The sequence below is a fragment of the Vibrio sp. 10N.222.52.C3 genome (genome assembly GCF_041474195.1).
GTDB classification, from domain to species: Bacteria; Pseudomonadota; Gammaproteobacteria; order Enterobacterales; family Vibrionaceae; genus Vibrio; species Vibrio crassostreae_C.
In genome coordinates this window covers 16,730-40,392 of the sequence record NZ_JBFRTQ010000002.1, presented here as the reverse complement: position 1 = coordinate 40,392, position 23,663 = coordinate 16,730, and the positions used below count along the sequence as shown (strand labels likewise).

At 43.4% G+C, this 23,663-nt stretch carries 19 protein-coding genes; 8 read left to right on the top strand and 11 right to left on the bottom strand.

The window, feature by feature from the left end; genetic code table 11:
- Nucleotides 1-38: 38 nt before the first annotated feature.
- From AB4517_RS00405 to AB4517_RS00390, 4 genes are all read right to left on the bottom strand, one after another.
- Complete coding sequence (locus AB4517_RS00405; protein WP_017059704.1) at nucleotides 39-803, bottom strand: amino acid ABC transporter ATP-binding protein; 765 nt, start codon at nucleotides 801-803, stop codon at nucleotides 39-41.
- A gap of 22 nt (nucleotides 804-825) precedes the next feature.
- Nucleotides 826-1,923, bottom strand: a complete 1,098-nt coding sequence (locus AB4517_RS00400; RefSeq protein ID WP_017066317.1) for an amino acid ABC transporter permease — start codon at nucleotides 1,921-1,923, stop codon at nucleotides 826-828.
- A 1-nt stretch (nucleotide 1,924) separates the two neighbouring features.
- Nucleotides 1,925-3,130 (bottom strand): amino acid ABC transporter permease, encoded by a 1,206-nt coding sequence (locus tag AB4517_RS00395; RefSeq protein WP_017066316.1) that lies wholly within the window; start codon nucleotides 3,128-3,130, stop codon nucleotides 1,925-1,927.
- Nucleotides 3,131-3,201: 71 nt separating this feature from the next.
- Nucleotides 3,202-4,230 carry an amino acid ABC transporter substrate-binding protein gene (locus AB4517_RS00390; protein WP_017059701.1) on the bottom strand — a complete coding sequence of 343 codons (1,029 nt, stop codon included), beginning with the start codon at nucleotides 4,228-4,230 and terminating at the stop codon, nucleotides 3,202-3,204.
- A gap of 480 nt (nucleotides 4,231-4,710) precedes the next feature.
- Here AB4517_RS00390 and AB4517_RS00385 point away from each other — a divergent pair, with 480 nt between their 5' ends.
- Nucleotides 4,711-5,652, top strand: a complete 942-nt coding sequence (locus tag AB4517_RS00385; protein ID WP_372147677.1) for an NAD(P)-dependent oxidoreductase — start codon at nucleotides 4,711-4,713, stop codon at nucleotides 5,650-5,652.
- A 187-nt stretch (nucleotides 5,653-5,839) separates the two neighbouring features.
- Here the strand turns inward: AB4517_RS00385 and AB4517_RS00380 are convergent, their stop codons facing one another.
- Together AB4517_RS00380 and AB4517_RS00375 are read right to left on the bottom strand one after the other, a co-directional pair.
- Nucleotides 5,840-6,322: a YajQ family cyclic di-GMP-binding protein gene (locus AB4517_RS00380; RefSeq protein WP_017063832.1), complete on the bottom strand. Its 483-nt coding sequence runs from the start codon at nucleotides 6,320-6,322 to the stop codon at nucleotides 5,840-5,842.
- Nucleotides 6,323-6,334: 12 nt separating this feature from the next.
- Entirely contained in the window at nucleotides 6,335-7,393 is a 1,059-nt protein-coding gene (locus tag AB4517_RS00375; RefSeq protein WP_372111293.1) for a 3-deoxy-7-phosphoheptulonate synthase, read from the bottom strand.
- 207 nt (nucleotides 7,394-7,600) lie between these two features.
- Between AB4517_RS00375 and AB4517_RS00370 the strand changes: the two genes are divergently transcribed.
- Both AB4517_RS00370 and AB4517_RS00365 read left to right on the top strand, forming a co-directional pair.
- Complete coding sequence (locus tag AB4517_RS00370) at nucleotides 7,601-8,488, top strand: putative PEP-binding protein (RefSeq protein ID WP_017059697.1); 888 nt, start codon at nucleotides 7,601-7,603, stop codon at nucleotides 8,486-8,488.
- A gap of 159 nt (nucleotides 8,489-8,647) precedes the next feature.
- Complete coding sequence (locus AB4517_RS00365; RefSeq protein ID WP_017059696.1) at nucleotides 8,648-9,133, top strand: PaaI family thioesterase; 486 nt, start codon at nucleotides 8,648-8,650, stop codon at nucleotides 9,131-9,133.
- Nucleotides 9,134-9,241: 108 nt separating this feature from the next.
- Here AB4517_RS00365 and AB4517_RS00360 read toward each other — a convergent pair whose 3' ends face one another.
- A complete protein-coding gene (locus AB4517_RS00360; RefSeq protein WP_017063834.1) occupies nucleotides 9,242-10,597 on the bottom strand; it encodes a hypothetical protein in 1,356 nt (451 codons plus the stop codon).
- 28 nt (nucleotides 10,598-10,625) lie between these two features.
- Between AB4517_RS00360 and AB4517_RS00355 the strand changes: the two genes are divergently transcribed.
- Entirely contained in the window at nucleotides 10,626-11,534 is a 909-nt protein-coding gene (locus AB4517_RS00355; RefSeq protein WP_017059694.1) for a S1 RNA-binding domain-containing protein, read from the top strand.
- A gap of 299 nt (nucleotides 11,535-11,833) precedes the next feature.
- Here the strand turns inward: AB4517_RS00355 and rsmF are convergent, their stop codons facing one another.
- From rsmF to AB4517_RS00335, 4 genes are all read right to left on the bottom strand, one after another.
- Nucleotides 11,834-13,255, bottom strand: a complete 1,422-nt coding sequence (rsmF, locus tag AB4517_RS00350; RefSeq protein WP_017063836.1) for a 16S rRNA (cytosine(1407)-C(5))-methyltransferase RsmF — start codon at nucleotides 13,253-13,255, stop codon at nucleotides 11,834-11,836.
- 149 nt (nucleotides 13,256-13,404) lie between these two features.
- Entirely contained in the window at nucleotides 13,405-16,062 is a 2,658-nt protein-coding gene (locus tag AB4517_RS00345; RefSeq protein ID WP_017071903.1) for an MlaD family protein, read from the bottom strand.
- Nucleotides 16,049-17,332: a PqiA/YebS family transporter subunit gene (locus AB4517_RS00340; protein WP_372147675.1), complete on the bottom strand. Its 1,284-nt coding sequence runs from the start codon at nucleotides 17,330-17,332 to the stop codon at nucleotides 16,049-16,051. Before AB4517_RS00340 ends, AB4517_RS00345 begins: the two co-directional genes overlap by 14 nt.
- Nucleotides 17,333-17,386: 54 nt before the next feature.
- The gene (locus AB4517_RS00335) at nucleotides 17,387-19,183 is read right to left on the bottom strand and encodes an ABC transporter ATP-binding protein (protein ID WP_372147674.1); all 1,797 of its coding nucleotides are present in this window, start codon (nucleotides 19,181-19,183) and stop codon (nucleotides 17,387-17,389) included.
- A gap of 89 nt (nucleotides 19,184-19,272) precedes the next feature.
- On the opposite strand from AB4517_RS00335, the gene AB4517_RS00330 reads away from it, so the two are divergent.
- The 4 genes from AB4517_RS00330 (at nucleotide 19,273) to AB4517_RS00315 (ending at nucleotide 23,503) form a co-directional block, all read left to right on the top strand.
- Nucleotides 19,273-19,764, top strand: a complete 492-nt coding sequence (locus tag AB4517_RS00330; protein ID WP_372147672.1) for a GAF domain-containing protein — start codon at nucleotides 19,273-19,275, stop codon at nucleotides 19,762-19,764.
- Between the two features lie 97 nt (nucleotides 19,765-19,861).
- The gene (gene proQ / locus AB4517_RS00325) at nucleotides 19,862-20,485 is read left to right on the top strand and encodes an RNA chaperone ProQ (protein WP_017057223.1); all 624 of its coding nucleotides are present in this window, start codon (nucleotides 19,862-19,864) and stop codon (nucleotides 20,483-20,485) included.
- A gap of 17 nt (nucleotides 20,486-20,502) precedes the next feature.
- Nucleotides 20,503-22,497 (top strand): carboxy terminal-processing peptidase, encoded by a 1,995-nt coding sequence (prc, locus tag AB4517_RS00320; protein ID WP_017066965.1) that lies wholly within the window; start codon nucleotides 20,503-20,505, stop codon nucleotides 22,495-22,497.
- Between the two features lie 322 nt (nucleotides 22,498-22,819).
- The gene (locus tag AB4517_RS00315) at nucleotides 22,820-23,503 is read left to right on the top strand and encodes a hypothetical protein (RefSeq protein ID WP_017068918.1); all 684 of its coding nucleotides are present in this window, start codon (nucleotides 22,820-22,822) and stop codon (nucleotides 23,501-23,503) included.
- Nucleotides 23,504-23,663: the final 160 nt, after the last annotated feature.

Sequence of the window (23,663 nt, the reverse complement as noted above, 5' to 3'; positions counted from 1 at the left end):
GACCTAAGCCGCCTCTGTAGTTTATGCATCATAACACATTAGTGGTGTAAGATTTGGCTTAAGAAGTTCTGCGTTCTGTCTGATTGTGGGTTTTCAAAGAAATCGACAGGGTTGTTCTCTTCTATGATTTCACCGGCATCCATGAAGATAACGCGATCCGCGACCTCTTTAGCAAAGCCCATCTCGTGCGTTACACAAAGCATCGTCATGCCTTCTTCTGCAAGCTCAACCATTACGTCTAACACCTCACGAACCATTTCTGGATCGAGCGCCGACGTTGGCTCATCAAACAGCATCACTTGAGGGTTCATACACAAAGAGCGAGCGATAGCTACACGCTGCTGTTGACCACCTGAAAGCTGACCTGGGAACTTGTCCGCTTGCTCAGGGATTTTTACGCGCTCTAGGTACTTCATTGCAATCGCTTCGGCTTCTTCTTTTGGCATCTTTTTGACCCAGATTGGAGCCAGAGTACAGTTCTCTAATACCGTCAGATGTGGAAACAGATTGAAGTGTTGGAAACACATGCCGACATCTCTACGCACGGCTTCGATGTTCTTTAGGTCTTCCGTTAATTCATTACCTGAAACGAAGATATGACCTTTTTGGTGCTCTTCTAATCGGTTGATGCAGCGGATCATCGTTGATTTACCAGAGCCTGAAGGGCCACAGATAACGATTTTCTCGCCTTTTTTAACTTCTAAATTGATGTTCTTAAGTACGTGGAATTCACCGTACCACTTGTTCATGTCTTTCAACTCGATCATAAGACCTTGAGAGTTGTTTTCTGTCTGCTGCGTCATAATACGTCCTTGATCTTGTTAATTATCGTTTGTGACCGGTGTGAAGTCTGTTTTCTAGCCATATCGAATATCTCGACATGCCAAAACAAAACACCCAGAACACTAACGCGACAAATACATAACTTTCTGTTGAATACCCAAGCCATTCAGGGTCGGTATTCGCGGCTTGGCCAATTCCTAGTACATCAAACATACCAATAATCAAAACAAGACTGGTATCTTTAAACAAACCAATGAAGGTGTTCACAATTGAAGGAATCGTGATTTTAAGAGCTTGAGGTAGAATGATAAGCCCGGTCTTTTTCCAGTAGCTTAATCCCAGAGCATCAGCTGCTTCGTATTGGCCTTTTGGTATTGCTTGTAGACCACCTCGAATTACTTCGGCCATGTAGGCTGCACTGAATAGAACTACCCCTACAAGTGCTCGAATGAGCTTATCGGTTTCTGTCCCTTCTGATAAAAAGAGTGGCAGCATTACTGAAGCCATGAATAGAACTGTAATGAGCGGTACGCCACGCCAAATTTCGATGTATACGGTACACATACTGCGAATGATCGGCATCTCTGAGCGACGCCCAAGAGCAAGTGCAACACCAATAGGGAGTGACACTACAATACCAACAAGTGCGATGACCAGTGTAACCAGTAGGCCGCCCCATTTATGGGTATCAACAACTTCTAACCCAAAGACGCCACCGTATAGCAAGCCAGCAATGATAAATGGGTAGATGTTGACGAAGAACAACCAAATCCACGTACGTTTAGGTGTTTTTTCATAAGCCAGTAAGGCTACAAAAATGGCCAACGTTGCATAGAAGAGGCGAGGTCGCCACAGTTCAGCTTCTGGGTAGAAGCCATACATGAATTGGTCCCAACGAACGCTGATAAAAACCCAACAAGCGCCTTCGCTAGTACAGGCATCACGTGTGGTTCCTATCCAGTCGGCACTGATGAATGCCCAATCCGCTATTGCCCATAATAGGGTGAAAGCAAAGTAAGCAAGAATCACAGTGACGACGCTGTTAACAGGTCCATTAAATAGATTTTTTCTTAACCAACCGACTGGCCCAACGGTATTCGCTGGAGGCGGAAGATCAGGTTGAAATTGATGTGTACTCATCTTATCTCTCCACCAATGCTACTTTGCGGTTGTATATGTTCATTAGAGCGGACGTTAATAGGCTCAAGGTTAGGTAGACGCCCATTGTCATCGCGATTACTTCGATAGCTTGTCCAGTTTGGTTAAGTGTTGTTCCTGCAAATACAGAGACAAGATCAGGATAACCAATGGCCATCGCAAGTGATGAGTTTTTGGTCAGGTTTAGATACTGACTGGTTAGTGGTGGGATAATGATTCTTAATGCTTGTGGAATAATGACAAGCTTTAGAGTTCTAGAACGTGGGATGCCTAGAGACATCGCAGCCTCAGTTTGCCCATGGTTTACCGCGTTAATACCTGAACGAACAATCTCAGCAATGAACGCTGCTGTATAGATACTTAAAGCGAGCATCAATGCAGCAAGCTCAGGGATTATCGTAACACCACCCTTGAAGTTAAACCCTTTCAACACAGGGTAATCTGCAGAGATAGGCATGCCCATAACAAAGTAAGTTATCAACGGTAAGCCTAAAATCAACGCAGCTGCAATTCGCAACATCGGTGTTTGTTGGCCGGTCAGTTTCTGTCTGTTCTTAGCCCAGATGTTGATAATAAACGTAGCGATAATACCGACAATCAATGATGCGATGACAATGCTACTGCCTTGCTCAAAGACTGGAGCAGGGAAGTACAACCCGCGTACGTTCAAGAAAATTGCTTCACCTAGACTCATACTTTGACGAGCAGAAGGCAAGGCTTGTAGAACGGCGAAATACCAGAAAAAGATTTGTAATAGCAGAGGGATATTTCGGAATATCTCAATGTAGACAGCTGCAAATCGGCTAACTAGCCAGTTTGAAGAGAGTCTAGCGATACCCATACTAAAGCCCAGCACTGTCGCTAGCATGATGCCGAGTACTGAAACCAAAGCGGTATTGAGAAGACCGATAAAGAATGTACGACCGTATGAGAAGGTCTCGTCGTATTCAATCAGTGTTAAGCCGATACCAAAACCAGCTTCTTGGGAGAGAAAATCAAAACCAGTGGTGATACCACGGGAATCTAAGTTTGTGAGTGCATTATTTACAATCGTGTAAAAGAAAGCACAAAGCGCCCCGACGGCGATAATTTGGAAAATGATGGAGCGAAAAGTGGGGTTGTAAAATAAGTTGGCACTTTTGGGCTGTGGCTTTGCCTGAGCTGGAGAAATAGTTTCATTAGGTTTCATACTACTATAACCTCAAATCCATTTAATAAATAGGGCGGAAAACTCCGCCCTAATTGATGCTTGAAAATTTATTAACGGATTGGTGGAGCGTACATAAAGCCGCCCGCATTCCATAATGCATTTACACCACGAGAGATTTGAAGTGGAGAACCTGTACCAACAGTACGCTCAAAACTCTCACCGTAGTTACCAACTTGCTTAATTACTTGGTAACCCCAGTCGTCGCGAATGCCAAGGCCTTTACCTTTAGGACCGTCTACACCAAGAATACGTTTGATGTTTGGATCTTTTGACTTAAGCATTTCGTCTGCATTTTTAGAAGAGATGCCGTATTCTTCCGCGTTAATCATTGCTGAAAGTGTCCACTTAGCAACGTTAAACCATTGATCATCATCTTGACGAACAACAGGGCCTAGAGGCTCTTTAGAGATGATTTCAGGAAGTACTTCTGCAGATTTAGGATCAGCTAGGTTTAGGCGAAGTGCGTATAGACCAGATTGGTCAGTTGTTAGTACGTCACAACGACCTGCGTCGAAACCTTTCGATGTTTGTGCTGCCGTATCGAATACCACTGGCTTGTAAGACATGCCACTGTTACGGAAGTAATCGGCTAGGTTAAGTTCAGTTGTTGTACCTGATTGAACACATACAGAAGCGCCATCAAGCTCTTGAGCACTTGTTAGGCCAAGTTCTTTCTTAACCATGAAGCCTTGACCATCGTAGTAGTTAACGCCTACGAAGTTCAGACCTAGAGCAGTGTCACGATGTAATGTCCATGTTGTGTTACGAGATAGTACGTCGATTTCGCCAGATTGAAGCGCAGTAAAACGCTCTTTTGCTGTTAGAGGTACATACTTAACTTTAGTCTTGTCACCGAGTACAGCCGCTGCAAGAGCTTGACAATACTCAACATCAATTCCTTCCCATTCACCTTTTGAGTTAGGGTTAGAGAACCCTGGAAGACCGGTACTTACACCACAAGTTAGAAAACCTTGAGATGTGACTTTGTCCAGAGTGCTTTCTGCCGCTGATGCCGATGTTGCCATCATCGCAGTTGATGCAGCTACTACTGAAGCAAGAAGTGTTAGTTTATTTGTCATTTGTATCCTTCCTTGTTAACCAGGTGACACCTGATACTCGTGCTCGTTTGAGTTTCTCTTATGTGTTGCGTTTTCTATGACCTTGTTGTTCAAATTAAACGAGTTGCATTTTGCAAATGAAACTGTGTGCGATTTAAACAACTGTTTATAAGGTTAGGAAAGGATCCGTAGTTTCACAAATGTATAATTTAAAAAGAATTTTGAATGAAATCACAAATCCGAACACAATTAGAATGACCAAATGTTAAGTGAATGTAAATAGTGCAACGGTTCACACTGTTGGTGCAACGAGATTTAGATTTTTATATTGATAATCGACTAGATAAATATTCTGAATAAACATCACAATGATGAAATATTAAACTTAAGAAATGTTGAAATTTGGTCAATAAATATTTTTATTACACTTCGATAGTTATGAATATGCTCCAAATTTGGTAGCATGGCTGAATAGTTATTGAAGTAGTCTCAAGGAAGAACATGCGTTATTTCCCAATGTTTTTGGATGTAGAAAATAAGCCAATCTTAGTGGTTGGTGGGGGTGAGGTTGCTTGCCGTAAAGTCGATAGCTTACTACGAGCGGGAGCGGATGTGACTTTGGTGTCTCCCAAGGTAGCGCCTTACTTAAAGCAGCTTGTGGACGAGAACAAGCTTCACTGGGTTCAAAACTTTTACTCGTCACAGGTCATATCGAAAAATTACTTGCAGGTTTGGGCCACAACAGACAACCCAAGCTTGAATCACCAAGTGTATAATGATGCGAAAAAACTGGGCATTTTAGTCAATGTGGTTGACGATCTTCCTTACTGCGACTTCATCACACCTTCGATGATAAATCGCGGCAGAATCCAAATTGCCATCTCTAGTGGCGGGGCATCACCTGTTTTAGTAAGAAATATCAGAGAAAAACTCGAAACGGTATTGCCACAAAACATAGGTTTGATAGCAGACTTCGGTGCATCAAAACGCAATTCAATCAAAGAGTCATTCCCAACCGTCGACGAGCGTCGTAAATTTTGGGAGCGTTTCTTGTCATCCAGCTTTATCGAGCAGGTGAATGACAGAGAGCAGTTAGAGTCTTACTACCAGCAAGCGCTAACCGAAGGCATTGATAGCGAAGGGCAGGTCACTTGGATTGAATTCGAGCAAGATGTCGAGCTGCTGTCTATGAAGGCTTTACGTTTGATGCAGGAGGCAGAGCTCGTACTTTCACCGAGCGATTGTCCATTTGAATTTATCGACCTGTGCCGCCGAGATGCAGAAAGAGAGAGCTACGCCAACAGCGGAGAGCTATCAACAAAGCTTGAGCAAGCAAGAGCAGAGAAATTACGAGTGTGTGTGTTTATTCCACCAGCAAGCGTAGAGTTTAATCTGTTGGTCGGCAAAGACCTAAAATTGTCAGCAGCCCAAGTACTCAGTTGAGGTAATTGCTTCTAGTTGAAATGAGAGCTTTCTGGTTGTTTGAAATCGGCTAGAGGCTCGGAATAAAACTAAAGCTGGACCAGATAAATAAAAAGCCACTTCAAAAGAAGTGGCTTTTTGCTATTTCAAACACGGCATTGTGCTGATGAATGAGTAACCCAAATAGGCGGTCGCTCAAACTCAATAATTAGTCGCGGAAGTTGTCAAACTGGAAAGGTTGACCAAGTTCACCGCCGCGAACTAGAGCCATAACAGCTTGTAGGTCATCACGCTTCTTACCAGTAACACGAACTTTGTCGCCTTGGATAGAAGCTTGAACTTTAACTTTGTTGTCTTTGATTAGCTTAACGATCTTCTTAGCGACATCAGTTTCAATGCCTTGCTTAAAGATAACCGTTTGGTGCCAAGTGCGACCTGTTTGGTCTGCCGCTTTCGCTTCCATCGCGTTAGGATCAACATTACGCTTCGTTAGGTTGCTGCGAAGGATATCGCGCATTTGCTTCAGTTGAAAATCGTCTTGAGCAGTCAATTTTACTGATTCATCTTTGTAATCAAAGCTTGCGTCAACGCCGCGGAAATCGAAACGAGTCGATAGTTCACGGTTTGCGTTGTCTACTGCGTTACGCAGTTCTACTGCTTCTACTTCAGAGATAATGTCAAATGATGGCATTGTGTTGTTTCCTTAAGCTAAGTTTCTATCTTTAATTGCTGTTGCAAGCATGTCTAGCATTGTTGCAGTATCTTCCCAGCTTAGGCATGGGTCAGTAATCGACTTGCCATATTCTAGGTTGTTAATGTCTGTCATTGGCTGGTTGCCTTCAATAATGAAGCTCTCTGCCATAATGCCTGCAATTTGGTTCTTGTTAGATTTAATTTGCTCACAAATGTCTTGTGCAACTTCTAACTGCTTACGGTGTTGCTTCTGACAGTTAGCGTGGCTAAAGTCTACAACCAAACGTTGAGGTAGATCGAATTCAGCCAGTTGCTTACATGCAGTATCTACAGATTCAGCGTCGAAGTTAGGGCCTTTATCACCACCACGTAGAATAACGTGACCGTATGGGTTGCCAGAAGTACGGTAAACCGTCATGCGGCCGTTTTTATCTGGAGAGTAGAAGTAGTGTGAAGCATGTGCTGCACGAATTGCATCGATAGCAATCTTGATGTTGCCGTTGGTCGCGTTCTTGAAGCCAACAGGGCAAGACAGTGCAGAAGCCATTTCACGGTGAATCTGAGATTCAGTTGTACGAGCGCCAATCGCCCCCCAAGTGATAAGGTCTGCAATGTACTGACCTGTGATCATATCAAGGAATTCAGTCGCGGTAGCTAGGCCAAGCTTGTTGATATCTAGCAGAAGCTTACGAGCTTTGTTCAAGCCTGTTTCAAGTGCGTATGAACCATCAAGGTTAGGATCTGTAATCAAACCCTTCCAACCTACAACAGTACGAGGCTTCTCGAAGTAGGTTCTCATTACAACGAACAGTTCATCTTTGTACTGGTCTTGAATTTTGCTTAGGCGCTCAGCGTAATCAAGTGCCGCATCTGTATCGTGAACAGAGCAAGGGCCTACGATAACTAATAGGCGGTTATCACGACCAGTTAGGATATCTTCGATTTGGCGGCGAGAATTTTTAATGCGCTCAGCAACGTCGTCAGTAATAGGGTGTGAATTGCCTAGTTCGGCAGGAGTTGGCATAGGACCCAGAGCTTGGGTTCTCAACTCATCAGTTTTTAATGGCATGTGATAGCTTTTTTATTCTATTGCGAAGTGGTTAAGATAACGGAATTGAACAGAGGAATAAACTCTATTGAGTCAAAGTTATCTCAGTTATTGCTAATATTCTTATTTTTATCAGCAGGCCAGCGTCAAATAAGGGATTTTCACTTGTATTAACAGGCAGCTATCGGTATTTTCGTTTGAACACAACATAAAAATGCTGGAGCAGCAATGACTCAAGAAAATCAAAGCACTTTGCACCCAGAACTTGTCTTAGGTGATGTGCTGCCTTCTTATAACGATAATAATAATTCCAACCACTTATACGTTTCACTATCAGAATTGGTGATGGATCGTGTCTTTTATCACCCAAGTATCGAGAGTCACTTAGATACTTTGACTGATATTGAAAAAACGTCTTTAGAAGCGATCCTTGGCGATAAAACAGTCGATGAGCATTTTGTTTCGACCTTAGTGATTGCCATTCAAGCTGCCGTTCAGCCAAATCACACTTCTGTTCGTATCGCATTAAGCAGTGCAGACAGCTATGGATTCCGTTCGCTGCTTGGCGGGAACTGTGAAGCAGAAGAGATTAACCCTGCACTAGGTGTTCGTGGCGTTGCTCGTTACGCGACACCAGAATACAGCAAGGCTTTCGCTTTAGAATGTCAGGTTATTAAGGCATTACGTGAGCAGGGCATCAACGTTGAAGTAGTTGTGCCTTACGTTCGTGCGTTAAGCGATGCCGCTAAGATTATTGACCTGCTTGCCGAGCAAGGGCTACCACGCGGCCTTAACGGTTTGAAAGTACTGTTCTCGTGCGATGTGCCTTCTGCAGTGCTACTGAGCGAACGTTTACTGCATTACTTCGATGGTGTAGTGGTAAACGTTGATAGCTTAGCGTCTTTCACTTTAGGCGTAGACAAACACAATGAAGCTCAGCAACACGCTTTTGATCCACAAAATGAGGCGGTCATTACTTTGTTGGATATGATTGTTAAAGCAACCCTGAACGCGAAGAAGCCAGTGCTGCTAGTAACTCAAGGTTTAGTGGATTACCCACGTCTACAAGGTTACATAGCTGATCTTGAAGGCGTAGAAACGGTCGTGACTGCATAAATCGATTAGCTTGCCTGATAAGCCGACTTAAGGCGCTAATGCTTTGAGAATGAAAGAGATATCATTGTGCGATGATATCTCTTTTTTGTAACATTTTTTTGACATTCTTATCGCTAGTCGATTAACTGGTCTGATGACTAACTTGGCTAGGTAATTCGAATGTTGACCCCTCTACAAAAAGCAAATTTCTACTTAAGCATGTTTGGCTTTTTCAAAGTCCCACTTATCTGGTTGTGCCGACCAAAACTACTCGCGTTGGACAACCAACATGTTGAAGTGAAAATCCCGCTTAGAAGGCGTACTAAGAATCACCTTAACAGTATGTACTTTGGCGTTTTGGCTGTAGGTGCGGATGTCGCGGGTGGGTTTCTTGCGATGAGCAAATCTCAGCAGCAAGGTGAAAAGATCTCGTTGGCTTTTAAAGAGGTGACGGGTAACTTTTTGAAGCGCCCTGAAGGTGATGTGCATTTCACTTGTAACGACGGTGAGCTGATCAACACTATGCTGGCAGAAACCATGTCGACCGGAGAACGGGTCAATCAACCCGTAACCATTATCGCGACTTGCCCATCTTTACATGGTGACGAGCCGATGGCGGAGTTCACGCTTACGCTTTCAATTAAGAAAGTCCCTTCAAGAAAATAGCGATTAAATAATAGATTTTGGTTTAGAAGTCATGGGTAACGTTGAAGAGATAAAACAACGGTATGTGAATGGTTTCCACATACCGTTGTAGAGAACTTTATAACGGCTCTATGACTCTTGAGTGATCTGCTCAATATCAACTATTTTTGAACGGTTCATAACGATCTTCCAACGGTAGTAGGTTGGTTCGTTATCATGGTTGTTCTCTTTAATGATCAGGTTGAGAAGATGACGCTTTTCTACTGATTCGCGGCTCACTTGTCCTTCATTCAAGCGGTAGATCTTGTTTGAGCCTTTATCCATCAACCGTGTCAGCGCTCTTAGGCTGATCGATAACGTTTCACGAGTCTCCTCATAACCACTCATAAAGGTCGATGTCGACATCTCAGTATGAGAGCGGTAATGCAAGATTTGCTCTTCACGTTGTACCACACGCTTTTTACGGATCGACTGAATGCGATCTGCAAGCTTAGAAAAATTTGCGTAGTCCAACCATTCCAGTTTATGGCCTACTGACTTGTTGGTCGTTGGATCATAGTAACGACGCTTCCATTTTGGCTTGCCTTTACGCAGCCAGCGCCAAAGGATGTCTCTCAAGTCATCTTTAAAGATCTCACGCAGTGCGTAAATGAAAGACATTGCCACGATGAAAGAGGCGGTAATCTCACCAAGAAAGTCACGAGCCAAGATTACAGTAGTGGTCACGACAACCATCACCAAACCGGTCGCGATGCCTTTCACGGCACGCTTAACGTTCTTACCCATCGACGTTGTCTTTTCTTTAAGCACGATAGGGTGTTCAATCAAACGACGCAGCAAACGCATCTTGTTACTCAAGCGGGTAACGTCCTCTCGAACTCTTGCTGAGTTGTAGCGGTTCAGTTTACGGTGCGCGGTCTCTTTATCACAAAGCGTTAAGAGTCGTTCTTTAATCGTTGAATACTCACTACCTCGTGGCATGTGTGAAACTAGCGATAGGAACTTTTGCTCGGTATACCAAGATAGGTAGTTATCGATATTAGCGTAGTAGCGCTTGAGATTTTCTTCGTAAGGGATGCTTCGGCGTAGCTTCTTCAAGATATCTAAAGCCAATTCAATGACTTCATCTACTTCATCAGCCGTTACGTCGTCACTATCAGTTTTATTTAAGCTGCTGACTGCTTTATCTAACGCGATAACATATTGGTAGGCAAATAGACTCAAACTGACACGATACTGTGTTGTAGATAAGCGTCCACGTTTTGCCAAGCGACTGTGTACCAAAGGTAAAAGTGTTTTGTCACTATAGTAGGCACGTTTTTGAGTGATTGAGCTGTAGAAAAAGGCACTTTCAGAAAGCACTTCAGGAGTCAGTCCAAGTTCACCGGGAATGAATAGATAAACGTCCATGTCGAGCTTTTTGGTCTTAGCCATGGCATGGTTAATTTTAAGTGTTATCGCATCTTGTTTATCAACGGTGATCAACGATGTCTCCTAGAATGTAAAAATATGAATGAAACTAGCGAAAGCATATCAGAGATCACGTATAATCTCCGCCAAATTTAAAGTAGAGACAACCTTGATGATTAATATTGGTCAAATAAACAACTTAGAAGTAGTAAAACAAGCAGACTTCGGTGTATTCCTTGACGCGAGCGACTATGGAACCGTGTTGCTGCCGAAACGATTTACTCCTGAAGGTGTTGAAATTGGTCAAAAGCTAGATGTTTTCTTATACATAGATTCTGACAACCAGATCGCTGCAACGACTGAAAAACCAATAGCTCAAGTAGGCCAGTTTGGTTTGATGACGGTTGAAGGTGTTAACAGCACTGGTGCATTCATGAGCTGGGGCGTGAAAGGTAAAGACCTTCTTGTTCCTTTCAGCGAGCAGCGTGGCCGTTTAAACGAAGGTCAGTCAATCTTAGTATATGTGTATATCGATAAAGCATCGAGCCGTATCGTTGGTACAACGAAGTTCAACAAATGGTTAGACAACACGCCTGCGACTTATAAGCAAAATGAGCAAGTCGATCTCATTATCGCTGAGCGCAGCCAGTTAGGTTACAAAGCGATCGTGAACGGTGAACACTGGGGTATGATTTTCCCATCTGACATCATCGGTAAGCTGTTCATTGGTAAAACACTAAAAGGCTACATTAAAAACGTTCGTGAAGAAGACGGTAAGATTGATTTGTCTCTTCAGAAGGTTGGTGTGGCTAAGATGGATGACTTAAGCACTAAGGTTCTTGACCTGCTTGAGAAGAAAGGCGGTTACCTGCCTTTGAATGATAAGTCTTCTCCTGAAGTTATTTTCTCTGCATTCAGAACCAGCAAAGGTACGTTCAAGAAGACAATTGGTGGTCTATACAAATCTGGCAAGATCACTATCGACAAAGAAGGTATCAGCTTAGTTAAGTAAGCGGTCCTTTCGGTCAAAAAAAAGCCCAAACCTTCCTGTTTGGGCTTAGGGGAAAGGGCTCCGAAGAGCCTACGCTAATCGTTTTAATCTTTTGACTGTTAGATTGAAGTCTAGTTTAGATTCTCTAAAGTGCGATTTTTCTTTTTGGAAATAGTGACTTGAATTGATATTTATATAATTAGCTGTTGATTTACAAGCGCTCGCACACTGACTTATATGGCCGATAGAATAGAAAAAGCCCAAACAATTAACGTTGTTTGGGCTTTTTGTTTATTAAGGTGTATTCAGTGCGAACGCTTTTAGAAAAGGTTCTTATCGCGCACGAGTTCGCGTGGTAAACCGTTCTTCACTCGGTTGCCAACCCACTTACCAAGGCCGATGATTGCACCATTGTACTTCACTAGTACTTCACCTTTTCCTGACAAGTTTTCAGGGCGAACATCGCGGCCCATGAACCATTCACGAGCATCTTCAATACTAAGCTCTACAACATTAGCTTCATTACCTGTTGCGAGCGTTGTCGCTACTTGGTGCTGCCAGCGGTAACCTTTTTTATGGGTTTCAGCGATCTTGATTCCCATGCGAGAAAAACGGAACTCACCGATCATCGGCTCTAGCGCTTCTGGGAATAGCCAAACGTCTTTGTCGCGAATCCAAACCTGAGTATCGCTTGGCAATTCGATATCGAGAGTACTCATTAGTTGTTCAGCGACTTCTTGCTGAGTTTTCTTTGATGCTTTTTCAAATGGGAATTTACCCATACGTTTTTTAACTTCTGGTGGAGTAACAGACGCTAGTTTACGGATACGTGCAACAAAGAAACCTTCAGAGTCATAGACCTGTGGGAAGATGTGAAGAAAGCCTTCTTCTGTCGTGGTTGCTTTTGCGTTGTCGAATAGTGATTCCAGAGATTCGAATTCAACCGCATCACCAAAGGTTTCTTTTAGGTGATGACACACTTGTTGGTTCTCTTCGGTGCTAAGCGTACACGTTGAGTAAACCAAAACACCATTAGGTTTAAGAGCATGGAATGCACTTTCAATCAGATCTTTTTGCGTGTCGGCAATGTCGACCACTGATTGATACGTCCAGTTCTTCATCGCATCGGCATCTTTACGAATGGTGCCTTCGCCAGAGCAGGGTGCGTCTAGCAACACAGCATCAAACTGTTCTGGTAACCAACCACCAAAAACTCGACCGTCAAAGTTACTTAGAGCGGCATTACGAACGCCACAACGTTCGATGTTAGCGTGAAGGACTTTCACACGGCTTGCTGCATACTCATTGGCAACCAATACACCGCGATTATTCATTAGCGCAGCGATTTGCGTTGTTTTAGAGCCGGGTGCAGCCGCAGTGTCTAGCACCGCTTGGTAATCAGCTTCGCCTTGGAAAAGTGCCGAGGGTGGCATCATCGAGCTGGCTTCTTGGATGTAGAAAAGACCAGACATGTGTTCTGCCGTATTACCTAGTGGCGCTTCACTTTCGTCCGCTGTAATCCAAAAGCCCGTTTCACACCAAGGTACAGGTTCCAGTTCCCAGCCTTTCTCTTTTGCTCGTACTAGGAAGTCTTCAACACTGATTTTCAATGTGTTGATTCGAATACTTTTACGAAGTGGTTTTTGGCATGACGCAACAAAAGAAGCCATATCTAGATGACTAGGCATGATTGCTTCGATGTGCGTTAGGAATTCTTCAGGAATATATACGTTAGCGTGCAAAAGAGTATCTCGATTTATTGCATTAATGCGGGGAGTTTAAAGCAAAATGAGGCCGTCCTAAACCATATTTGCAGCAAACAACAAAAATGCAGCCTAATGGCTGCATTTTGATGAAGAATTAATCTTCCAGAAACGTCAGAGAGTTCACTCTATGGACGAGGAATTGCGGTTCTCCATGATTTCCACTCATCTTCGGCTTGAGGATAGAGGTAGAAAGACTGATCTTCGCTTGCTACTGGTTGAAGTTCATTTGTCGGTGGCGTTGAGAATGTAATACCACCTCTTAACAAGCTGTCTACCGTTCCGGCTTTGATGTTTGCGCCTGACAGGCCGATAGAGACATCGACGCCCGACACGTTCCAGAACACGGTGTTTGCGCGGATTAGATACGCGTAGTCAGGTTCTATTTGAATCGTAGATATGATGCGATCAGCAAACTCGCCCAGCTGAACATCTATAACACTGCCAATTTCTAGTTCACGGAATAGGATAGGTGTACCTTCAGATACTGAGCCGCGCGTTTCGCTTTGCAGTTGGAATATCTTGCCTTCAGGCTGCACAGGTCCTTTGCTAAGCTCAAATTTCGTGTTTCTTTCACCTTTGCCCGGGTCTACGTTGATGTGTTTAGAGAGCAGCGCAGAGACGTTTTTGATGCCATTAAGGCCAATCTCAGGTTCTGCCAACCAGAAGTGACTGTTCGTCACGGCAATCTTGTCGACGTACTCAGGTAAAATACGCGCAGTAATTTCAATGCCGCCCTTGTTGAAGTTCGGAATCACCAAAGTAACCTCACCAACAGTGACACCTTGATATTTGATCGCCATGCCCTTGTTGACTTCTTGATCGCCAGAAGAGGTGATAGTAATCGCGCGGCCAAATTTTCGAGCAGATTTTGAATCTTTGTAAAGCTTCCACACGTCACCAAGTTTGTTGTCGATTCCCGGCAGAGAGTCAAAAGCAATACCGCCTTGGATAAGGGTTTTAACTGGTGCCGCTTTAATGCTGATACCCGATAGCGACGCATCAACCTCAACGCCTGATCGGTTCCAGAAAACAGTGTGCTTGTTGAGTAAGTGCGTGTAACGATTTTCGATTGTGACTTTGATTCTTACGCCACCGTCGGCAAGCTGAAAATCAGAAATACTACCCACTTGTAGGTTGCGGTAGAGGAGTGGACTGCCTTTAGAAATTGAAGGTAACTCACTGGCAAACAAAGAAAGTGTCTTTGAACCAGACTGATTAAACTTAGCAATTTCTGCTAACGACTTACTTTGGAAAAGTTGGTAGTCCGTTCGAGCTTCAGATTTACCTTCACTCACAAAGCTAATCGAGCCGGTAAGAAGCTGTTTTGCTGGTGGGACCGTAACACTCAAGCCTGATTCGGTTAGCTCTGCAGTCGCACTACCTGTCACAAAGAAACGGTTGTGGCTTTTGATAAGGTGCGCGTACTCATTATCGATAAGTGCATCCATGAAGACTTCGTGTTTATCAGAGCCCGTACCAACACCATCAACTAATCCCACATGGATGATAGAGCCAACGGCAATGCCTTTGTAGAGAAGTTGTGTACCGACATCTAACCCGAACGAATTGTTCGACGTTAAGCGAATCGCAACGGATTTCTCTTGTTCCTGACTGAATTCATTTTTGCGGATTGCAGTAAATCGACGCGCCTTTTCACCTTCACCCGGTACCAAGGTTAAAAAGTTACCTGTCACTAAATTGGCAATGTTTTTCATGCCAGTAAGCGACAGTTCAGCCTCTTCTAGAACGAATTTACTGCCGCTGTTTAAAAAGTCACTGAATGCCGGTTGGATAGCGGCAGATGCAACGACGTTTTCACGCCCTTCACTTAGCGATAAATCAGTGATTTGACCGATTTCAATGCCGCGATACATGATCGGAGCACCCGTTGCACTGATTTTATTATCATCGGGAACGGCAATCTTGATAGAGATACCTCGGCCCGCTGTTTTCAGATCTGGGTAGAGTTTGAACTTAGTATTCATCTCAACCGGTTGGCCTTCTCCTGGAGAGTCGACCGCAATTGAACCGCCAAGCAATGCACTTAGGCTCTCTAAGCGAACATCAACACCAGAAAAGCCAATACTGGCACCTAAGCCACTGACATTCCAAAAACGGCTTTGGTCGGTAATGATATGGCTGTATTCATCTTTAATCGACGCTTGAATCGTAACGGATTTCGCGTTGTCGTTTAACTGGTAGTTGTAAACCTCACCAATTGGGATTTTACGGTAAACGATTTGAGAACCAACAGATACGCCACCCAGATCTTTGGTCGTCAGTGAAATATTCAAACCTTCAGAAGCCAGTAAATCAGAAGGGGAGGATTCTAACGCTTGGAAAATGGTTTCTGGGTCTTGTTTGGTTTCGCTCGGGTGGATAGCAATATAGTTACCTGAAACAAGTGCGTCTAATCCTGAGATACCCGACAAACTTGCTGTCGGTTTTACAAGCCAGAAACGAGTGCCTTTTGAGAGTAGCTTCTTCGCTTCAGGGTAGATGTCTGCATCGACATAGATGCTCGATAGATCTTTGGATAAAGTGATGTCGCGCACCATACCCACTTCTAAGCCTTGGTAACGAATCGTTGTTCGACCTGCGACTAAACCTGCGGCATCTGAGAAGTATATTTGCACACGTTGCCCAGCATCGTGTATCGATTTCATGACCAACCAACCGGCTAAGGCGACGGTTAATATCGGCAGAATCCACAAAGGGGAGATGCCTTTGTTTTTCCTTACTTCTGGTGAATATGACGTTTGTGATTGGTTATCGTTGTTCATTCACTGACTCATCTTTAGAGGTGTAGTTATCCCAAATTAGCCTAGGATCTAAGCTTTCCGCTGCTAGCATCGTGAGAACAACTACGACGCCAAAAGCGACTGCACCATAACCTGGTGTAAAGTTTAAAATTTGCCCGCGGTCGACCAAGGTCATCATGATCGAAATAACGAACAGATCCATTACCGACCATTTCCCCACCCATTTCACGATGAAATAGATGGTCATACGTTGCCTGTGGTAAACGGCGCGCTTCATCTTGATACAGATTAAGATGTACGCGAGGCCCAGTATTTTCGCGACTGGCACGACGATACTGGCAATGAAAATGATCGCAGCGATGCCATACATATCGCTATTAATCAGCGAAGCGACACCGGAAATGATGGTGTCTTCTAGCCTTTGACCGTTGGTAATAAGAATAGAAATAGGAATGACATTGGCTGGCACGATAGCCACGGATGCGGCAAATAGCAGAGCCCAAGTTTTCTGTATAGAGTAGGGCTTGCGGTGGTATAAGTTATGGTGACAACGCACACAAGTATGACCGTCAGGCTGAGATAGGTGACAGTTGTGACAGTGTACGTTCTTACTCTCAGCAAAAGAGTATTCGGATTCTTTTGCCCAAGCTTCCCAGTAGCGACGTACACTGATACGGCTTACTAGTAATACGCTGAAAAGCTGCAGAAGAATCAGGCCAATCAAACCAGGGCCGACGAAAATGTCAGAGTAATCTTGCAGTTTGAAACATGAGACCGCCAAACTTACCAGAAACACATCCAACATCATCCAATGTTTGAGAGTCTGAATAATGGCTAATGCATAACGAAAGGGTGTGAAGATCTTAAGACGCAGTGATGCATGAGTGATGAGTACCGAGGTGCACACGAGCAACGGAGCGATCGAACTGCAGAACAGGATCAGCAAACCAAGTAGAGGAAAGCCTTCGCCCATTAAGGTAAAAACACCCGATGGTAACGTCGCGGGTATCATGACGCCAATCAGGCGAATACTGATGAATTCAAAAAAGTGCGATGGGATAAACAGCAATAAGCAGGTAATTGCGATTGCTAGGTTTCCAGAGAGGCTAGGGGTACCGCCTCTATAAAGCTGAGTTCCGCATCTTGGGCAGTAAGCTGATTTCCCTAAAGGGATGTCCATTTTATCTACGGGAAGTTCGCAGCCCTGGCAAAGACGCACTGAGCTGCTGTCGCATTGGTGTTTTGTTGATAAAGGGTTGGTTACGGATGGGGAGGTCACGCGACCTCCCAAGTTGAAACGTAAGTTAGGTTAGCAACCCGACTTAAAGACTCAGAGCCACAAACATCAGGCGTGCGATTGCACACTGCCGTAGAGTGTTTGATAGAGTCCTTGTTGTTCAACCAATTCACCATGTGTTCCCGTCTGTGTGACTTGTCCATCTTCTAAAACATAGATTAGATCGGCTTGTTTCACCGCTGATAATCGATGAGCCACTATCAAAGTTGTGCGATCTTTCAAAAACTCGCTCAACGCTTTATGCAGTGCTGACTCTGTTGCTGTATCGAGTGCAGATGTCGCTTCATCAAGAATAACAAACTTAGGATTGCTCAGCACCATACGAGCTATTGCTAAGCGTTGTCGTTGACCACCAGACAGTCGAACGCCATTCCTACCAATTTGTGTATCTAAGCCATTGCTCAGTTGCTTGATGACATCTTGCATTTGAGCGACTTCAAGCGCACGCCACAACGACATTTCGTCGTATTCAGCACCAAGGGTCAGATTATGCCTTAATGTATCGTTAAAGAGTATAGGTTGTTGTAAAACAACGGCAATTTGATTGCGTATTACATCAAAGCTGATGTCATCGGTTGTTTCACCGTTATAGCGAATGCAACCTGAGTCTGCTTGGTAAACCCCAATCAGCAACTGGATTAACGTAGATTTACCCCCTCCACTCGCACCGACCAAAGCGACTTTTTTACCTGCAGGGATGTGCAGCGATAGCCTATTTAAAACAGTGTTTTCTAATGTGTAAGAGAATGTAACGTCTTCGATGTCAACTGTCACTTCTTGATCTTCAGTAAATGGGTTCACTTTACTGATAGGGCGCTTCTCTTCTTCTAACTGAAGAAGATCGTTGATGCGTTGTAGTGCCGCTTTCGCGCTATACCAAGAGAATTGAATCCCTAGTAGCTCTTGGACCGGGCCTAACATGAACCACAAGTAGCCAAATACCGCGAAAATCTGACCAATGGTTAAGTCACTGAATAACACCATTAGCATAGCGACGGCACGGAAAAGCTCGAAACCTAGTAAGAACAGCAGAAACGAAACACGGCCAGCAGCTTCAGATTGCCAAGCGTATTTGTCTGCATCGATTCTTACTTGGTTTGCTTGAACCTTAAGTTCATCGAGAAAGATACGTTCTTTATTCGCCGCACGCAGTTGGTAAATGCCGTCTAAGGTTTCCACCAAACGGTTTTGAAAGCGCTCGAAAGATTGGTTTTCGTATTTCTTAAGGTGTTTGACCCTGCTGCCTAGTTTACGGGAGAAATAAATTACAACAGGATTGACCAATAAAATGAACAATCCTAAACGCCACTCTAACCACAACAGCACGATCGCTGTCCCGAACACGGTCAGGAAGCTGATGATAAATTTAGAAAGAGTCGAGCCAATGAACTTATCTATTGTCTCTATGTCTGTTATTAGGTGGGCGTTAATACCGCCACTGCCTTTGGTTTCGTATTGTCGAATACTGATGCGGCCAAGCTTATCTATCATCTTGCTGCGCATTTGATAGGTAATTGTTTTGGACACAAGCGTAAACTGGCGCCCTTGCAGAATGTTCAGCGCTTGGCTAACGGAGCGCATGATAATCACTAACAACAAAGTTAGTGCTATATAGCCAGTCGGTGTTTGTAATGAAGATGGAAGTAGGTGGTTCATCATCTCTAAGCCAGAAGCAGGCTTATCAAGTAATACTTCATCAACCATTAATGGCATGAGCAACGGGATGGGGACACTGATGAGAGTTGCAAGTATGGCAATAATGTTAGCAAACAGTAATTTGGACTTGTGTTTTTTTACTTGAGTTATTAACCAAGAACGGCTAATAGTGTCTTCTGAATGGTTCATTGTAATGAGAATAAGTCCTATTTAGTTTGATGGCCGCATTCTACTGCGTTCTCTTGATAATGGAAGTCTCAATTTAATTGGAAGTTAATATGAAAATAGAACATTACCAACGCTTAACCAAACAAGCCGTTGCATTAATTGAATCAGAAACCGATCTAACTGCTAATCTTGCTAATATCAGTTCATTATTATTCATGGAATTGGATGACTTGAATTGGGCGGGTTTCTATTTAATGAAGCAGGATTTAGCTAAGGAAAAAGACGAACTAGTACTGGGTCCATTCCAAGGTCAACCTGCTTGCGTTCGAATTCCGGTAGGGCGTGGTGTGTGTGGAACTGCGGTTGCGACAAACACAGTTCAGCGTATTCATGATGTGCATGAGTTCGAAGGTCACATCGCTTGTGACGCTGCAAGTAACTCAGAAATCGTTATTCCATTCTCTATCGATGGCAAAGTTGTGGGTGTTCTTGATATCGATAGTCCAAATATTGGTCGTTTTTCTCAAATTGATGAAGACGGATTGACATTTTTCATGGCAGAAGTGGAAAAGCTGCTTAATTCGCACGCGAACAAGGCATAAATTATTCTCTTACTGTGGTTTTTCCCAAGCATCTCTCTATAATACGTAAAAATATTTTCTTAATGCTCGCGGAAAACCGCAAAAACCAGGAACCCACATGGAAAACACTGAAAAGTTAAAAAACAGCAAAGAAGTTATCGCATATATTGCTGAATGTTTCCCTAAATGCTTTACTCTAGAAGGTGAAGCGAAGCCACTTAAAATTGGTATTTTTCAAGATCTTGCTGAACGTCTAAATGAAGACGAAAAAGTAAGTAAGACTCAGCTTCGTGCAGCGTTAAGACAGTACACATCATCATGGCGTTACCTGCACGGCGTAAAAGCTGGCGCAGAACGTGTTGACCTAGACGGCAACGCGTGTGGCACACTAGAAGAAGAGCACGTTGAACACGCTAAAGCTACACTTGCAGAAAGCAAAGCGAAAGTTCAGGCTCGTCGTAAAGAACAAGCACAAAAAGCTCGTGAAGAAGGCAAAGCGAAACCTAAGGCGAAGAAAGCTCAACAGCCTCGTCGTCAAGCGCCTAAAGCACCAAAAGTAGAAAAGCCTGTAGAAACACGCGCTTTGAACGCTGACGAATTCATCGCTGGCAAAGAAGTAAATGTGAACATGGGTAAAGGAAACATGGCTGCGACCATTGTTGAAATCAATAAGGAAGATGTGCGTGTTCAGTTAGCAAACGGCCTACAAATGGTTGTTAAAGCGGAGCACTTGCGCGCTTAAAGGAGATACTCCTACGCATGAAATGCCGTTCAAAATTGACACTGATTGCTGCTAGCTTTTGGCTAGCAGCTTCAGCTCAGGCTCTTGAAGCCAAATTAGATCAGGACGATTTACCTCTACTCGCTCCTGAGGTCCAACACGAAACTGCTAGTAAACGTGTTACTTCTCGATTTACTCGTTCTCACTATAAACACTTCAATCTCAACGATGATTTCTCTCAAGCTATCTTTAATCGTTACTTAGAGATGCTGGATTATAATCGTAATATCTTCACTCAAGCTGATATTGACTCTTTCGCTGCGTCATCTACACAAATTGATGATCAACTGAAAGCAGGCAATAACCAGATTGCATTCGATGTTTATAATTTGTCTATGCAGAAGCGTTTTGAACGTTTTCAATATGCATTGTCTTTGCTAGATACAGAGATTAAGTTTGATACCGATGAAAGTATTGAGCTCAATCGTAGTGAAGCGGAATGGCCAAAAGATATCGCTGAAGTGAATGAGCTTTGGAGAAAACGCGTTAAATATGATGCGTTGAATCTAAAACTTACTGGTAAAGAGTGGCCAGAGATTCAAGAAGTTTTGGAAAAGCGTTACAACAATGCGATGAAGCGTATTACGCAATCGCATAATGAAGATGCTTTCCAGATCTACATGAACGCATTTGCGCGTGAAGTTGATCCTCACACAAGTTACCTTTCTCCAAGAAATGCAGAACAATTCCAATCTGAGATGAACCTATCTCTAGAAGGTATTGGTGCTGTGCTTCAGATGACAGACGACTACACCGTTATTCGCTCTTTAGTTGCTGGTGGCCCTGCGTCAAACAGCAAACAATTGAGTGATGGAGACCGCATTGTTGGTGTTGGTCAAGATGGCGAAGAAATTGTTGATGTTATCGGGTGGCGTTTAGACGATGTAGTACAACTTATTAAAGGCCCTAAAGGGACCAAAGTTAAGCTACAGATCTTGCCAGATGGTAAAGATGCAAAAAGTCACGTTGTCACAATTGTTCGCGATAAGATTCGTTTAGAAGACCGCGCTGTTAAATCAGAAGTGATCGAGAAAGACGGCAAGAAAATTGGTGTATTAGAAGTACCAAGTTTCTACGTTGGCCTTTCTAAAGATACCGATAAACTGATCACCGAGCTTAAAGAGCAAGGTGTTGAAGGTATTATTGTTGACCTCCGAAACAACGGTGGTGGTGCACTGACTGAAGCAACTGAACTCTCTGGTTTGTTTATCAAAGAAGGACCTGTTGTTCAGGTTCGTGATAGCTACGGTCGTGTCAAAGTGAACAGCGATACTGATGGTCAAATCAGTTACCAAGGCCCGTTAACGGTATTGGTGAATCGCTACAGTGCTTCAGCGTCTGAAATCTTTGCAGCAGCGATGCAAGATTATGGCCGTGCAATCATCCTAGGTGAAAACTCTTTCGGTAAAGGTACGGTGCAACAGCATCGCTCTTTGAATCATATTTATGATTTGTTCGATAAAGAGTTAGGCTACGTTCAATACACAATCCAAAAATTCTACCGAATCAATGGTGGTAGTACGCAAAACAAGGGTGTAGTACCTGATATTGCTTACCCAACGCCAATTGATCCTGCAGATACTGGTGAAAGTGTTGAAGACAACGCTCTTCCTTGGGACAGCATCGACAAAGCGAAGTACTCAGTGTTACAGCGTAACGATGAGCAGATCGCAGCGTTGACGGCTAAACACGAAGCTCGTATCGCAACAGACATGGAATTTGGCTTTATCGCGCAAGATATTGAAAAATATAAGGCAGATAAAGACGACAATGACCTTTCTCTTAATGAAAAGGTTCGTCAACAAGAGAGTGATGATGCGGATGCGCTTCGTCTAGAGCGTATTAACCAACGTCAAAAAGCCGCTAAGTTAGAGGCATTTAAAACGTTGGATGATATTCCAAAAGACTACGAAGCCCCGGATGCTTATCTTGATGAATCAGTTGCTATCATGCTGGATATGATCAAGAAATAAACAAAATACCTGTTATAAGGTGATTGTTTAAAGATGTACTATTTGAAAAGCGAGCTTAGGCTCGCTTTTTTTGTACCTGTGTTCTTGCCTCGAATAATGTCATGTTAACGGCATGCTTCCTCGCTTTTTAACTTGCTGCAGAACCACTGTTATTTGATTTTCGGCTGTGAAGTACACTGTAAAAATAACTAAACTTAAGTATTATTTTTCGAGTGATAATGACATTTAAGTTACTTCGCACTTAAAATTTAGTGACTTAGATCATATTTTTTCGCTTTCTATTCATTACGTGCCTAAGCTTAAAGAAAACGAGGGGACGCTTATGAAATGGATTCTACTATTTTTATCTTGTTTAAGTTTTGTGGCTTTTGGGAGCGAGGTCGCTTCGAGTAACCAACAATCAAAAAGTGATAGTAATCTATCTCATTTTGACCTTCCTTTGCTGCTTGGTGATTGGTATTTGATGAATCCTGATCCTGAGCAAGGCACTGAAAACTTTAGAGCGATCAAGCTCACTCTTGATTCAAACTACTCATTCACTATCGATATCCAAAAGAAAGACTACAGTGTCGATCATTGGGAAGGTTTGTATAACGCCAATGAAGACACGATTATTTTGGGTTTGAATACCTCAGAACCTCAGGTTTACGCGTACAGCAGTAATCACAACATGCTGAATCTTAACGGTGTTATGTTCACTAAGGCCTTGCCAAATGCATTGGCGGGAATCTGGTCAAGTGCCCAACTGTCTGGAAGCGATCTACGTGCGAGTAACATTCAAAAAATGGATTTAGTCCTTCAGCCGGACTTTATATTCATGTTCCGAGTATCAGATGAAGAAGGTGGTGAAGTCATTCGTCGCGGGGTGTATTACACAGAAGGCGATCAACTAGTGTTACTTTATGAGAACGGTGAACACGGCACTCGATATACACTGAACAGCGATGTGTTAACGCTGCAAGGTGAAGAGGGAGATATGTTTGCGGTACTCAATCGCATTCGATAGTCGTGAGTTTTAGCAGTAACGGCGTACTCGTTGATAATATTGTGCACAGTTCATTTCTTAGGCGTTCCTGTCTGATTTGATTGATAAAATAGCAAAACATGGAGGCATTTTCTTACAATGCCTCCTTTTTTTAATATTCCCCTTGTTTTATTGGCGCTCA

Coding starts and splice junctions, on each gene's coding strand:
- AB4517_RS00405 (WP_017059704.1), bottom strand. CDS start 803: ATGACGCAGCAGACAGAAAACAACTCTCAAGGTCTTATGATCGAGTTG.
- AB4517_RS00400 (WP_017066317.1), bottom strand. CDS start 1,923: ATGAGTACACATCAATTTCAACCTGATCTTCCGCCTCCAGCGAATACC.
- AB4517_RS00395 (WP_017066316.1), bottom strand. CDS start 3,130: ATGAAACCTAATGAAACTATTTCTCCAGCTCAGGCAAAGCCACAGCCC.
- AB4517_RS00390 (WP_017059701.1), bottom strand. CDS start 4,230: ATGACAAATAAACTAACACTTCTTGCTTCAGTAGTAGCTGCATCAACT.
- AB4517_RS00385 (WP_372147677.1), top strand. CDS start 4,711: ATGCGTTATTTCCCAATGTTTTTGGATGTAGAAAATAAGCCAATCTTA.
- AB4517_RS00380 (WP_017063832.1), bottom strand. CDS start 6,322: ATGCCATCATTTGACATTATCTCTGAAGTAGAAGCAGTAGAACTGCGT.
- AB4517_RS00375 (WP_372111293.1), bottom strand. CDS start 7,393: ATGCCATTAAAAACTGATGAGTTGAGAACCCAAGCTCTGGGTCCTATG.
- AB4517_RS00370 (WP_017059697.1), top strand. CDS start 7,601: ATGACTCAAGAAAATCAAAGCACTTTGCACCCAGAACTTGTCTTAGGT.
- AB4517_RS00365 (WP_017059696.1), top strand. CDS start 8,648: ATGTTGACCCCTCTACAAAAAGCAAATTTCTACTTAAGCATGTTTGGC.
- AB4517_RS00355 (WP_017059694.1), top strand. CDS start 10,626: ATGAAACTAGCGAAAGCATATCAGAGATCACGTATAATCTCCGCCAAA.
- AB4517_RS00345 (WP_017071903.1), bottom strand. CDS start 16,062: ATGAACAACGATAACCAATCACAAACGTCATATTCACCAGAAGTAAGG.
- AB4517_RS00335 (WP_372147674.1), bottom strand. CDS start 19,183: ATGAACCATTCAGAAGACACTATTAGCCGTTCTTGGTTAATAACTCAA.
- AB4517_RS00330 (WP_372147672.1), top strand. CDS start 19,273: ATGAAAATAGAACATTACCAACGCTTAACCAAACAAGCCGTTGCATTA.
- proQ (WP_017057223.1), top strand. CDS start 19,862: ATGGAAAACACTGAAAAGTTAAAAAACAGCAAAGAAGTTATCGCATAT.
- prc (WP_017066965.1), top strand. CDS start 20,503: ATGAAATGCCGTTCAAAATTGACACTGATTGCTGCTAGCTTTTGGCTA.
- AB4517_RS00315 (WP_017068918.1), top strand. CDS start 22,820: ATGAAATGGATTCTACTATTTTTATCTTGTTTAAGTTTTGTGGCTTTT.